General features: G+C 50.5%; 14 protein-coding genes. 3 read left to right on the top strand and 11 right to left on the bottom strand.

Annotation, left to right across the window (positions count from 1 at the left end):
* Positions 1–17 precede the first annotated feature (17 nt).
* Positions 18–227 (top strand): transcription antiterminator/RNA stability regulator CspE, encoded by a 210-nt coding sequence (cspE, locus tag AACU19_RS10020; RefSeq protein WP_000034825.1) that lies wholly within the window; start codon positions 18–20, stop codon positions 225–227.
* A 53-nt stretch (positions 228–280) separates the two neighbouring features.
* On the opposite strand, the gene crcB is transcribed toward cspE, so the two are convergent.
* Positions 281–664, bottom strand: coding sequence for a fluoride efflux transporter CrcB (crcB, locus tag AACU19_RS10015; protein ID WP_000939738.1), 384 nt, complete (start codon positions 662–664; stop codon positions 281–283).
* Positions 665–759: 95 nt separating this feature from the next.
* Here crcB and AACU19_RS10010 point away from each other — a divergent pair, with 95 nt between their 5' ends.
* Both AACU19_RS10010 and tatE read left to right on the top strand, forming a co-directional pair.
* Positions 760–1,548 (top strand): deaminated glutathione amidase, encoded by a 789-nt coding sequence (locus AACU19_RS10010; RefSeq protein ID WP_105278176.1) that lies wholly within the window; start codon positions 760–762, stop codon positions 1,546–1,548.
* Between the two features lie 128 nt (positions 1,549–1,676).
* On the top strand, positions 1,677–1,880 hold the full coding sequence (tatE, locus tag AACU19_RS10005; RefSeq protein WP_000503931.1) for a twin-arginine translocase subunit TatE: 204 nt from the start codon (positions 1,677–1,679) through the stop codon (positions 1,878–1,880).
* 100 nt (positions 1,881–1,980) lie between these two features.
* On the opposite strand, the gene lipA is transcribed toward tatE, so the two are convergent.
* The 10 genes from lipA to rsfS all read right to left on the bottom strand — a co-directional run bounded on the left by lipA (position 1,981) and on the right by rsfS (position 11,768).
* Positions 1,981–2,946 (bottom strand): lipoyl synthase, encoded by a 966-nt coding sequence (lipA, locus tag AACU19_RS10000; protein ID WP_000042632.1) that lies wholly within the window; start codon positions 2,944–2,946, stop codon positions 1,981–1,983.
* 208 nt (positions 2,947–3,154) lie between these two features.
* Positions 3,155–4,108, bottom strand: a complete 954-nt coding sequence (locus tag AACU19_RS09995; RefSeq protein ID WP_000378040.1) for a YbeF family transcriptional regulator — start codon at positions 4,106–4,108, stop codon at positions 3,155–3,157.
* A gap of 259 nt (positions 4,109–4,367) precedes the next feature.
* Positions 4,368–5,009: a lipoyl(octanoyl) transferase LipB gene (gene lipB / locus AACU19_RS09990; protein WP_000284041.1), complete on the bottom strand. Its 642-nt coding sequence runs from the start codon at positions 5,007–5,009 to the stop codon at positions 4,368–4,370.
* A gap of 100 nt (positions 5,010–5,109) precedes the next feature.
* Complete coding sequence (gene ybeD / locus AACU19_RS09985; RefSeq protein WP_000850550.1) at positions 5,110–5,373, bottom strand: DUF493 family protein YbeD; 264 nt, start codon at positions 5,371–5,373, stop codon at positions 5,110–5,112.
* Between the two features lie 109 nt (positions 5,374–5,482).
* Positions 5,483–6,694, bottom strand: a complete 1,212-nt coding sequence (gene dacA / locus AACU19_RS09980) for a D-alanyl-D-alanine carboxypeptidase DacA (RefSeq protein WP_001092082.1) — start codon at positions 6,692–6,694, stop codon at positions 5,483–5,485.
* Between the two features lie 139 nt (positions 6,695–6,833).
* Positions 6,834–7,922 (bottom strand): endolytic peptidoglycan transglycosylase RlpA, encoded by a 1,089-nt coding sequence (gene rlpA, locus AACU19_RS09975; RefSeq protein ID WP_001231428.1) that lies wholly within the window; start codon positions 7,920–7,922, stop codon positions 6,834–6,836.
* 10 nt (positions 7,923–7,932) lie between these two features.
* On the bottom strand, positions 7,933–9,045 hold the full coding sequence (gene mrdB / locus AACU19_RS09970; protein WP_000131719.1) for a peptidoglycan glycosyltransferase MrdB: 1,113 nt from the start codon (positions 9,043–9,045) through the stop codon (positions 7,933–7,935).
* A 2-nt stretch (positions 9,046–9,047) separates the two neighbouring features.
* Positions 9,048–10,949 (bottom strand): peptidoglycan DD-transpeptidase MrdA, encoded by a 1,902-nt coding sequence (gene mrdA, locus AACU19_RS09965; protein WP_000776191.1) that lies wholly within the window; start codon positions 10,947–10,949, stop codon positions 9,048–9,050.
* Between the two features lie 30 nt (positions 10,950–10,979).
* On the bottom strand, positions 10,980–11,447 hold the full coding sequence (gene rlmH, locus AACU19_RS09960) for a 23S rRNA (pseudouridine(1915)-N(3))-methyltransferase RlmH (RefSeq protein WP_000776104.1): 468 nt from the start codon (positions 11,445–11,447) through the stop codon (positions 10,980–10,982).
* Positions 11,448–11,450: 3 nt separating this feature from the next.
* Positions 11,451–11,768 carry a ribosome silencing factor gene (gene rsfS, locus AACU19_RS09955; protein ID WP_001161664.1) on the bottom strand — a complete coding sequence of 106 codons (318 nt, stop codon included), beginning with the start codon at positions 11,766–11,768 and terminating at the stop codon, positions 11,451–11,453.
* Positions 11,769–11,981 lie beyond the last annotated feature (213 nt).

Here is an 11,981-nt window from a genome sequence, read left to right as displayed (position 1 = left end):
ATGTAAAGGTAATTTTGATGTCTAAGATTAAAGGTAACGTTAAGTGGTTTAATGAGTCCAAAGGATTCGGTTTCATTACTCCGGAAGACGGCAGCAAAGACGTGTTCGTACACTTCTCTGCAATCCAGACTAATGGTTTTAAAACTCTTGCTGAAGGTCAGCGCGTAGAGTTCGAAATCACTAACGGTGCCAAAGGCCCTTCTGCTGCAAACGTAATCGCTCTGTAAGATACGTCAGCAAGAATTCAAAACCCGCTTAATCAGCGGGTTTTTTTTGGTCTTTAGTGTGCGGTTGAGGCCGAAAACAGCCAGAAAGCCAGTGCGGTCATGGCAAAAGACCCCAGAAGGTTGACGAAAACGTTCAGTAATGCCCAGCCAAAGCGGCCCTCTTGTAACAAAAACACCACTTCTGCCGAAAATGTTGAGAAGGTTGTTAGACCGCCACAAAATCCGGTGGTGATTAATACTTTCCACACTGGATCAATGTTCGTCATCCTGCTAAACCAGGCGAATCCCATTCCTATGATGAATGCCCCAATCAGGTTTGCAGCCAGCGTCCCCAACGGAATCGCCTGATGCAGCGGGTTAAATCGCATACTTAACAGCCATCTCGCCACGCTTCCCGTACCACCGCCAATAAAAACTGCTAAAAGAAGTTGTAACACTGCAAAATCCTGCTATTTGATTTGTATGAGTGATAAGTGTAACGCCGAATAATCGCCGTTGGCGAATTTTACGACTCTGACAGGAGGAGGTGGCAATGCTGGTTGCCGCAGGACAGTTTGCTGTTACATCTGTGTGGGAAAAGAACGCTGAGATTTGTGCCTCGTTGATGGCGCAGGCGGCGGAAAACGACGTTTCGCTGTTTGTCCTGCCGGAAGCATTGTTGGCGCGTGATGATCATGATGCAGATCTATCGGTTAAATCAGCACAGCTGCTGGAAGGCGAATTCCTCGGACGTTTACGGCGAGAAAGTAAACGTAACATGATGACGACAATTCTGACGATTCATGTTCCTTCAACGCCGGGGCGCGCATGGAATATGCTGGTGGCGCTACAGGCAGGAAACATCGTCGCCCGTTATGCCAAACTGCATCTCTATGATGCATTTGCCATTCAGGAATCACGCCATGTTGATGCTGGTAATGAAATAGCTCCGTTACTGGAGGTGGAAGGGATGAAGGTCGGTCTGATGACCTGTTATGACTTACGCTTTCCAGAGCTGGCGCTGGCACAGGCATTACAGGGAGCTGAAATCCTGGTACTTCCTGCCGCCTGGGTTCGCGGGCCGCTCAAAGAGCATCAGTGGTCAACGTTGCTTGCCGCTCGTGCGCTGGATACCACCTGTTATATGGTGGCGGCGGGGGAGTGCGGGAACAAAAATATCGGGCAAAGCCGGATTATAGATCCCTTTGGCGTCACCATTGCGGCAGCGTCAGAAATGCCTGCACTCATTATGGCGGAAGTGACGCCCGAACGTGTGCGTCAGGTCCGCGCGCAACTGCCCGTCTTAAACAACCGTCGCTTTGCGCCGCCGCAATTATTATGATGTTTTTTTACGCGGCGCTTGATTCACCTTGTTACAGATTGCTATTGTGTGCGCGCGTCGAATGACCGTTAATATTCTCTGGTTTTTAAGGCGCGTTCTGTTGCCGGTTATATGTCAAGAAGGTATCTATGGGTGAGATTAGTATTACCAAACTGCTGGTAGTTGCGGCGCTGGTCGTTCTGCTGTTTGGGACTAAGAAGTTACGTACGCTGGGCGGAGACCTTGGAGCGGCCATTAAAGGGTTCAAGAAGGCGATGAATGATGACGATGCTGCGGCGAAAAAAGGCGCAGACGTTGATCTTCAGGCTGAAAAGCTCTCTCATAAAGAGTGACGTGGCGAGCAGGACGCTCCCTCAATATCTTGTTCGATACAAAAAACCCGCTTCAAAAAGCGGGTTTTTTATCAGACAGATGTAAGTAATTATTACAGGATTACTTAACTTCCATCCCTTTCGCCTGCAAATCGGCGTGGTAAGACGAGCGGACAAACGGACCGCATGCAGCATGGGTAAAGCCCATCGCCAGCGCTTCGGCTTTCATTTCGTCGAACTCATCCGGGCTAACGTAACGTTGAACCGGCAGGTGATGGCGGCTTGGCTGCAAATATTGCCCCAGCGTTAGCATCGTCACACCATGACGGCGCAGGTCGCGCATTACCTCAATAATTTCTTCATTGGTTTCACCCAGACCCACCATCAGACCAGACTTGGTCGGGATTTCCGGATGCGCTTCTTTAAAGCGTTCCAGCAGCTTCAGCGACCAGTTGTAATCTGCACCAGGCCGTACCTGACGGTAAATACGCGGTACGTTTTCCAGGTTATGGTTGAACACATCTGGTGGTGTGGCGGTCAGAATATCCAGAGCACGATCCATACGACCGCGGAAATCCGGCACCAGAGTTTCAATTTTGATTTGCGGGCTTTTTTCCCGAATGGCAGTAATGCAATCCGCAAAGTGCTGGGCACCGCCATCGCGCAGGTCATCACGGTCAACGGAGGTGATAACCACATAACGCAGCGCCATATCGGCAATGGTCTGTGCCAGTTTCACTGGTTCATTGGCATCCGGAGCTACCGGGCGACCGTGAGCAACGTCACAGAACGGACAACGGCGGGTACAAATAGCGCCGAGGATCATAAACGTTGCTGTGCCGTGGTTGAAGCATTCCGCCAGGTTAGGGCAGGAGGCTTCCTCGCAGACAGAATGCAGGCCATTTTTGCGCATTGCGGCTTTGATGCCCTGGATACGTGTAGAGTCCGCTGGAAGCTTGATTTTCATCCATTCCGGCTTGCGCAGCAGGGCTTCGCGCTCTGTTGCCACGTTTTTAACCGGGATAAGGGCCATCTTATCGGCATCGCGGTATTTAACACCGCGTTCCATCACAATGGGTTTACTCATAGCGTGCGTGTTCCAGTTGCGAATTACGAAGGAAAGCGTTTCAATTCAATAGATTGTTGTAATTATCAACTATTTTTGAATTAACGACTGGCAGTATATCATTGAAACGGACCTGAAAGCAGCCAAAGCGGTCGCGAAAATGTAAAATTGTTGTTGGATTGTGCCATTTTTTCGTTCTTCGCTGTGATCTGGCTGTAACAATACTTTTTCAAAATGCATTACGGATAACATCTATTACCCCGTGCAGGATGGGATCACGCAGGCTGAATTTGTTGTAGTGGATAGAGAAATCTATTTGCTCCTCATTTAAGGACGGAAAAGGCAGTTTTTCCAGCGGCCAGCAACGGCTAAACAGGTTATAAAAACGGCTGGGAATAATCGCTAACATGTCACTGTTGGCAACCAGTGCAGCGATTGTCAAAATGTTGTAGCTGGTGAAACTGATTTGCCGGTCCGGAAACATCTCTTGAACTCTCTGCCGCAGACCGCTGAAATTTTGCCCTTCCGGTAACAGGAGTATATGCGCAGCGTTGCCAATAGTCTCTCTGTCATCTTCTAAAGAGAGTAGCGGATTTCCCTCGCGGCAAATTAACACCATATTGTCGGTGAACAGAACATGATGTTGCACCGTACGATTGGTGCAAAACATGTTATCGATGATGAGATCGGTTTGAAACTGACTGAGTTGGTTTTCCGCGTCGCTGATGGGGGGGTTGCGCAGTAAAAGCTGCGGATAGTGAGATTTAATCGCCCGATAGATGACAGGAAGGACCAGGGCTCCGACCGAGGGGGTGGTCGCGATAGTTATCGTTCGTTGCTTATCATAGGTTCCTTCGATATCCAGCGCGCCGAGAATGGATTCAAGGCCCTGACTGATATACTCATGCAAATGCATTGCAAATGCAGTAGGAGTGACGCCCTGGCCTTTGCGAATAAACAATGGGTCAGGGAATATAACGCGCAGTTTCTGAATAGACTGACTGATTGCCGAGGGTGTCAGATTAAGCACTTTCGCTGCATTAACGATCCCTTTATGCACATACACAGCTTCAAAAATAGTCAGAAGGTTAAGATCAATATTTCGTAAGGTTGTAAATATTTGTGGTTTACCTTCTGACGACTTTCTGCTTAAACAGGGTTCAATTTGATTATTACTATCCACGCACTTACTCCAATTTTATTCATGGAAAAATAATATTTAAAAAAATTACAATAATCTTATATCTAATTTGAATGGAACGCTTTTGCTCACCATAGTCAACTATTTCAATAAGTTAATCAATGGGGTGAGTTACGGAGCGAAGCATTGCATCGCATTTCTGCAAGTGATAAAGAAAATATACAAACGCGAAGGAGAAGTAAAGCATTAGCAGGTATTATGAGTAATGACCCAGTGTAAATTGGGCCATTGATGTATGTAATTAAGCGGTAATATATTCGAAGTCGGGATTGTTTAGTAGCACTAAAATATTTTCTAGCAAACGCGGTGCAATATTATTAGTTGTCGCTTCGGGTTTCCATTGTGATATTTTAGCCATTTCCATTCCGGCATACCCACAAGGATTAATACGTAAAAATGGCGAAAGATCCATATTGACGTTTAATGCCAGACCGTGGAATGAACAACCGCGCCGAATACGTAAGCCAAGTGAGCAAATTTTCTTTTCCCCGACATAGACACCAGGCGCGTCAGCCCGAGGATGTGCTTCTATACCCAGTTCAGCCAGGGTATTCACCACTGTTTGCTCGAGCAAGGTCACCAGTTCACGCACACCGAGTTTACGGCGTTTCAGGTTAAGCAACACATACATCACCTGTTGCCCCGGCCCGTGATAAGTCACCTGCCCACCGCGATCGCTTTGGATCACCGGAATATCGCCCGGCATTAAAATGTGCTCCGCTTTTCCTGCCTGCCCTTGGGTGAATACCGGATAGTGCTCGACCAGCCAGATTTCATCAAGAGTACTTTCATCGCGGGTATCGGTGAATTCATGCATAGCCTGGGAGATTGGCTCGTAAGGCTGAAGACCGAGCTGGCGGACAAGAATTTTATCCTGATACAAAACGGCATCTCCGTGGAGAATGAGTAAAAGTGGGGGAAAAGTATATCACAGCGAGGAGAGGGGAGTTACCCGACCAGGGGCCGGGTAAAGAATACGCGAGTTACAGAACCATGCGGACAATATCGATTTTGCCCAGTTCTTCATACAGTGTTTCAACCTGCTCAATATGAGTGGCGTTGATAGTGATAGATACCGAGTGGTAGTTGCCTTTGCTGCTTGGTTTTACCGTTGGGGTGTAGTCACCTGGCGCATGGCGCTGTACCACTTCAACCACCTGATCAACCAGCTCAGGTAACGCCTGCCCCATAACTTTGTAAGTAAAAGGAGTAGGGAATTCAAGCAGTTCGTTAAGTTTGGTTTTCATGTCAGCTCCGGCGTAACGTAATTAAATAGCAACTCCCGCCAGAAGGCGGGAGTTTTTTACTGATGCTTAGTATATGGGGACGGAAATTACACTTTCAAGTGTTCGATTTTTAACCAAACCAGTGATGGAACATTAATTTAATGTAATCAATGATTTTGCCGAAGAAGTTGCCTTCCGGGATTTCTTGCAGCACAACCAGCGGGCGTTGTTCGATCGTTTTGCCATCAAGCTGGAAGTTGATAGTACCGACGACCTGATTCTTTTGCAGCGGCGCATGCAATTCACTGCTGTTCAGCACATAGCTGGCTTTCAGATCTTTCATGCGGCCACGCGGAATGGTCAGGTACACGTCTTTATCAACACCTAACGAAGCGCGATCAGAATCACCAAACCAAACCGGTTCAGAGGCGAACTCTTTACCTACTTTCAGTGGGTTAACGGTTTCGAAGAAACGGAAGCCCCAGGTTAGCAGTTTTTTACTTTCGGCTTCACGGCCTTTAAAAGTACGTCCGCCCATCACCGCAGAGATCAAGCGCATCTGGCCTTCAGTCGCAGAAGCAACAAGGTTGTAACCTGCTTTGTCAGTGTGTCCGGTTTTGATGCCGTCGACATTCAGGCTGTTATCCCATAACAGGCCGTTACGGTTCAGCTGGCGAATACCGTTAAACGTAAATTCTTTTTCTTTATAGATCGAGTATTCATTCGGTACGTCACGGATCAACGCCTGGCCGATCAGCGCCATATCTCGCGCGGAGCTGTACTGACCGTCAGCGTCGAGACCGTGCACGGTCTGGAAGTGAGTGTTTTTCAGGCCCAGTGCGTTAACGTAGCTGTTCATCAAGCCAACAAAAGCGTCCTGGCTACCAGCGGCAAAATCGGCCATGGCGACGCAAGCATCGTTACCCGATTGCAGGTTAATACCGCGGATCAGCTGAGAAACCGGAACCTGCATGCCCGGTTTGAGGAACATCAGCGAAGAACCTTTAAACACCGGGTTACCGGTGGCCCATGCGTCGTTGCCGATAGTGACTAAATCAGTTTCTTTAAATTTACCGGCTTTCATTGCCTGGCCGATAACGTAACTGGTCATCATTTTGGTCAGACTGGCAGGATCGCGGCGGACATCTGCGTTCTGTTCGGCGAGCACTTTGCCCGAGTTATAGTCAATCAGGATGTAGGACTCCGCATCGATCTGCGGTACACCCGGGATCATAGTTTTGATATTCAGGTCATCGGCATGTGCAGCAGAGATAAAGGCTGTGCAAAGAGCCGTGGTGAGCGCCAGGCGCTTCATGATACGAGCGGAAAAAATGGTATTCATGGTCTGAACTACGACATCCGTGATGGAATTAAAAAAAGTGCCCTACTATAGCAAATGCACTACCGGCAGGCATCTGACTTTCCGCGTGACTTTGTTAACGTCATTTACAGAAATTGACACATCAGATGCCTGCTTTACGCTACTGCGCGGTGGTAATAAATGACTGCAATTGGGCTTCGGTTTGCAAACGTTGCTGCAAGGTACTGGCTTCGGCTTTGCTGGCGAATGGGCCAAGCTGGATCCGCCAGACCGCGCCATTTTGAGTTACGCGACCGGGGACGCCGAACTTCTGTCCCAGTTGCTGTTGGTACTGTTGCGCACGCGCCTGATCGCTTACTGCCCCAACTTGCACCATAAAGTTGCCGCTAGCGCTTTGCGAGGCGGCTTGCGGTGTCACCATTGCAGGCGAGGTTGCAGGCGTTGTCGAGGGAGCTGTAACAACGGGCTGTGGTGCAGGCGTTGGTTCGCTGCCTTCCAGAACACCAGGCGCTAAGGTCGTTGGTGCGCCGAGGAAACCGCTGCTGGTTACCGGCGCGCCAGTCGGATCTTCGCTTTTTAGCGTCGAATTACTGACCGGAAGAATGTCACCCTGCGGGCCAGACACTGAACTTGTTCCTGCGCCGCCGCTTAAATCGGGAGGTGCAGGCAGGGCGTAAGTCTGTTTGGCGACTGTGGTACAAGCCATACCAGGACCAGAAAGCGAACCATCCTGGGCGACAATAATCGGATCGATACGAACTTTGGTGTTGTTTGACGTGTTAAGACGGTCAGCTGCTGCGCGAGAAAGCGAAATAACGCGGTCGTTGCCATAAGGACCGCGATCATTAATGCGCACCACGATCATTCGCCCGTTAGCCAGGTTAGTGATTCTGGCGTAGCTGGGGATCGGAAGCGTTGGATGGGCCGCCGTCAGCTGTGTCGGATCGAAAGCTTCGCCAGAGGCCGTCAGGTTACTGCCTGGTTCGGCATCATAGATTGCCGCCAGTCCCGCCTGGCTAAATCGAGACGGATCCTGCACGATTTTGTAGCTTTTACCATCGCGCTGGTAATCCTGATTTGCCGTCGCGTTCAGTGGTTCGAAACGCGGGTCCGCCCCGCTAATTTCAACTATGGGGCCGTTACATACCGCAGGCTGCGGTACACTTACCGTCTGTTGCTGACCATCATCGCTTGTACATGCCGCGAGCATTCCTGCCGCGATGCAGATCCCGAGCCACTGCTTACGCATTGCGCACCTCTTACACGCTTTTCGACAACATTTTCCTGTGGGTGTGGATTGACATTACAATCCCGAACCCAGCCATCAGCACAATTAGCGCCGATCCTCCATAACTGACCAGTGGGAGCGGAACCCCTACAACCGGCAGAATACCGCTTACCATACCAATATTTACGAAGACATAAACGAATAATATCAGCATTAAGCCGCCAGCCATGACGCGACCAAAGGTGGTTTGCGCTCTGGCGGCTATCCACAGCCCGCGCATGATCAGCAGAATGTAGAGAGCGAGCAGAATCAAAATGCCCACTAATCCCAGCTCTTCCGCCAGTACCGCGAAGATAAAGTCGGTATGGCGTTCGGGTAGAAATTCAAGCTGTGACTGAGTGCCATGCAGCCAGCCTTTGCCGCGTAATCCGCCGGAGCCAATAGCAATTTTAGACTGAATAATGTGATAGCCCGCGCCGAGTGGGTCTGATTCCGGGTCCAGGAGCATCATTACGCGTTGGCGCTGGTAATCATGCATCAGGAAGAACCACAGAATTGGAATGAACGCCGCTACCAGCACTACTGCGACGCCAATCAGACGCCAGCTAAGGCCAGAGAGGAACAGTACAAACAGACCGGAAAGCGCAACGAGGATTGATGTCCCCAGGTCAGGCTGCGCAGCCACCAGCAATGTGGGCATAAATATCAGCACCAGTGCGATGCCGGTGTTCTTCAACGATGGCGGGCAAACGTCGCGGTTGATAAAGCGCGCAACCATCAATGGTACGGCTATTTTGGCAATTTCCGACGGCTGAAAACGAACAATACCGAGGTCCAGCCAGCGTTGAGCACCTTTAGAGATGGCACCGAAAGCATCTACCGCCACCAGCAAAATAATACAGATGATATAGAGATAGGGGGCCCAGCCTTCATAAACGCGTGGAGGAATTTGCGCCATCACCACCATGATGACCAGGCCCATCGCGATTTGGCCTATTTTACGCTCCATCATGCCAATATCCTGACCGCTGGCGCTCCAGATAACCAGGGCGCTGTAAACCAGCAATGCCAGTAAGATCAGCAGCATTGTGGGATCGAGATGGACTTTATCCCAGAATGTTTTTTTATTCGGATTATCCGTCATGATTAATGGTCCTCCGCTGCGGCAACCGCTGGATTTTCCGCAGGCAGATCGGTGTTGTTATCACCCAACATAATGTGGTCGAGGATCTGGCGCATCAGCGTACCAACCGCCGGACCCGCACCGCCGTTCTCCAGAATCATGGCGACAGCCACTTGCGGATTGTTGTATGGCGCAAAGGCGGTCATCAGTTTGTGGTCACGTAAACGCTCGGCAATTTTGTGCGCATTATAGGTTTCGTTCGCTTTCAGGCCGAAGACCTGAGCCGTACCGGATTTTGCTGCAATTTTGTACGGTGCGCTGGCAAAGTATTTATGCGCCGTACCGTTAGGGCGGTTAGCAACACCGTACATACCGTCTTTTGCCAGCTCCCAGTAACCGGAATGAATATCGCCGACGGGCGGTTCATGCGGTTGTACCCATGGCACCTGTTTGCCGTCTTCAGCGGTGCTCATCAGCAAATGCGGAACCTTCACGATACCGTCATTAATCAGGATCATCAGTGCCTTACTCATCTGGATTGGGGTCGCTGTCCAGTAACCCTGACCGATACCAACCGGAATGGTGTCACCCTGATACCACGGTTTTTTAAAGCGTTTCTGTTTCCATTCACGGGTAGGCATGTTGCCGGAACGTTCTTCCGCCAGGTCGATACCGGTGTAATGACCATAACCGAATTTACCCATCCATTCGGAGAGGCGATCGATCCCCATATCGTAGGCCACCTGATAGAAGAAGGTATCCGCAGATTCTTCCAGCGATCTTGTGACATTCAGACGCCCGTGGCCCCATTTTTTCCAGTCACGATAACGTTTTTCTGAACCTGGCAGTTGCCACCAGCCTGGGTCAAACAGCGTCGTATTGCGCGTGATCACTCCGGCGCTCAATGCCGAAACCGCCACATAGGGTTTAACTGTAGACGCGGGAGGATAAACCCCCTGTGTGGCGCGGTTCACCAGCGGTGTATTCGGGTCGTTCAGCAAGGCGGAATAATCTTTGCTGGAGATACCGTCAACAAACAGGTTTGGGTCATAACTAGGCGTGGAAACCAGCGCCAGCACCCCACCTGTACGCGGATCGGTGACTACCACAGCTGCGCGGCTACCCGCCAGCAGCGTTTCAATATATTGCTGGAGTTTGAGATCCAGCGTCAGGTAAATATCGTGACCGGCTTGCGGTGGGACTTCTTTTAACTGGCGGATAACACGCCCACGGTTGTTAACTTCAACCTCTTCATAACCTGTCTGACCGTGCAGCACGTCTTCATAGTAACGCTCAATGCCCAGCTTACCGATATCATGCGTTGCCGCATAGTTGGCCAGTTTGCCGTCATTATTCAGGCGTTCGACGTCTTTATCGTTGATTTTCGACACATAGCCGATGACGTGGGTCAACGCCGAACCGTAAGGATAGTAACGACGCTTATAGCCTTTAACTTCGACACCCGGAAAACGGTACTGATTGACGGCAAAGCGTGCCACTTGTACTTCAGTCAGGTTAGTTTTCACCGGAATGGAGGTGAAACGGTGTGAACGTGCGCGCTCTTTTCGGAATGCAGCAATATCGTCATCGGTCAGATCAACCACGCTGCGCAAAGCGTCCAGCGTTTGCTGCACGTTATCGACTTTCTCCGGCATCATCTCTATCTGGTAGATAGTGCGGTTAAGTGCCAGAGGGATACCGTTACGGTCGTAGATAATGCCGCGGCTGGGCGCGATAGGCACCAGCTTAATGCGGTTTTCATTAGATCGGGTCTGGTAATCGGTAAAGCGAACAATTTGCAGATTATACAGGTTGGCGATAAGCACGCCGGTCAGCAGCAAAATCCCCAAAAAGGCGACCAGCGCCCGGCGCACAAACAGCGCGGACTCTGCCGTATAGTCGCGAAAAGAGTTCTGTAGTTTCATCCGCTGCGTTTTCTACTCAAAGCTCCCTTATCACTCACGGTGATAAGGATGGTTGGTGGTGATGCTCCACGCCCGGTACAGACTCTCTGCGACCAGCACGCGAACCAGCGGATGGGGAAGGGTAAGCGCCGACAGCGACCAGCTCTGCTCCGCCGCCGCTTTACAGGCAGGCGACAACCCTTCAGGCCCGCCAATCAGTAGACTGACGTCGCGACCATCCAGTTTCCAGCGTTCCAGCTCAGCGGCTAACTGCGGCGTATCCCAGGGCTTGCCTGGAATATCGAGGGTGACAATGCGGTTTTTGCCTGCGGCCGCCAACATCTGCTCACCCTCTTTGTCGAGTATGCGCTTGATGTCCGCATTCTTGCCGCGTTTTCCGGCCGGAATTTCAATCAGCTCGAAGGGCATATCTTTCGGAAAACGACGCAGGTACTCGGTAAAACCGGTTTGTACCCAGTCCGGCATTTTCGTTCCCACGGCGACAAGTTGCAGCTTCACGCATTAACTCCAGAGTTTTTCCAGTTCATACAGGCGACGGCTCTCTTCCTGCATGACATGGACAATCACATCGCCCAAATCCACGACAATCCAGTCGGCGCTGTTTTCACCTTCTACGCCGAGCGGTAACAGGCCCGCTGCGCGAGACTCCTGCACAACGTGGTCAGCAATGGACATAACATGACGGCTGGACGTACCCGTACAGATGATCATGCAGTCGGTGATGCTGGATTTGCCCTGAACGTCTAAGGCGATGATGTCCTGACCTTTGAGGTCATCAATTTTGTCGATAACAAAATCCTGGAGTGCTTTACCCTGCAAGTTTTCCCCCTGGGTGAATCAAATAGATAAAAATGGTCTGTCAGTATACCTGAACCAGAGGCGATTTCGGGACAATTGTCGCCGAATCGGCTTTCGAAAGTGGGCTATCATCCCACCCCGCGCCGCAGATTGCATCGCCATTTTTGTAAAACAATTTCTACAAAGTCGTGTCTGGCGAAAAAAGTCTGGCTGCGGAGAATATCAGCCTGCCCG

It is taken from the genome of Escherichia sp. MOD1-EC4550, assembly GCF_963876935.1.
GTDB classification, from domain to species: Bacteria; Pseudomonadota; Gammaproteobacteria; order Enterobacterales; family Enterobacteriaceae; genus Escherichia; species Escherichia coli_F.
The sequence above is the reverse complement of the archived record's forward strand: the minus strand, read 5'-3'. Positions and strand labels throughout refer to the sequence as shown.

Coding starts and splice junctions, on each gene's coding strand:
- cspE (WP_000034825.1), top strand. CDS start 18: ATGTCTAAGATTAAAGGTAACGTTAAGTGGTTTAATGAGTCCAAAGGA.
- AACU19_RS10010 (WP_105278176.1), top strand. CDS start 760: ATGCTGGTTGCCGCAGGACAGTTTGCTGTTACATCTGTGTGGGAAAAG.
- tatE (WP_000503931.1), top strand. CDS start 1,677: ATGGGTGAGATTAGTATTACCAAACTGCTGGTAGTTGCGGCGCTGGTC.
- lipA (WP_000042632.1), bottom strand. CDS start 2,946: ATGAGTAAACCCATTGTGATGGAACGCGGTGTTAAATACCGCGATGCC.
- ybeD (WP_000850550.1), bottom strand. CDS start 5,373: ATGAAAACCAAACTTAACGAACTGCTTGAATTCCCTACTCCTTTTACT.
- dacA (WP_001092082.1), bottom strand. CDS start 6,694: ATGAATACCATTTTTTCCGCTCGTATCATGAAGCGCCTGGCGCTCACC.
- rlpA (WP_001231428.1), bottom strand. CDS start 7,922: ATGCGTAAGCAGTGGCTCGGGATCTGCATCGCGGCAGGAATGCTCGCG.
- mrdB (WP_000131719.1), bottom strand. CDS start 9,045: ATGACGGATAATCCGAATAAAAAAACATTCTGGGATAAAGTCCATCTC.
- mrdA (WP_000776191.1), bottom strand. CDS start 10,949: ATGAAACTACAGAACTCTTTTCGCGACTATACGGCAGAGTCCGCGCTG.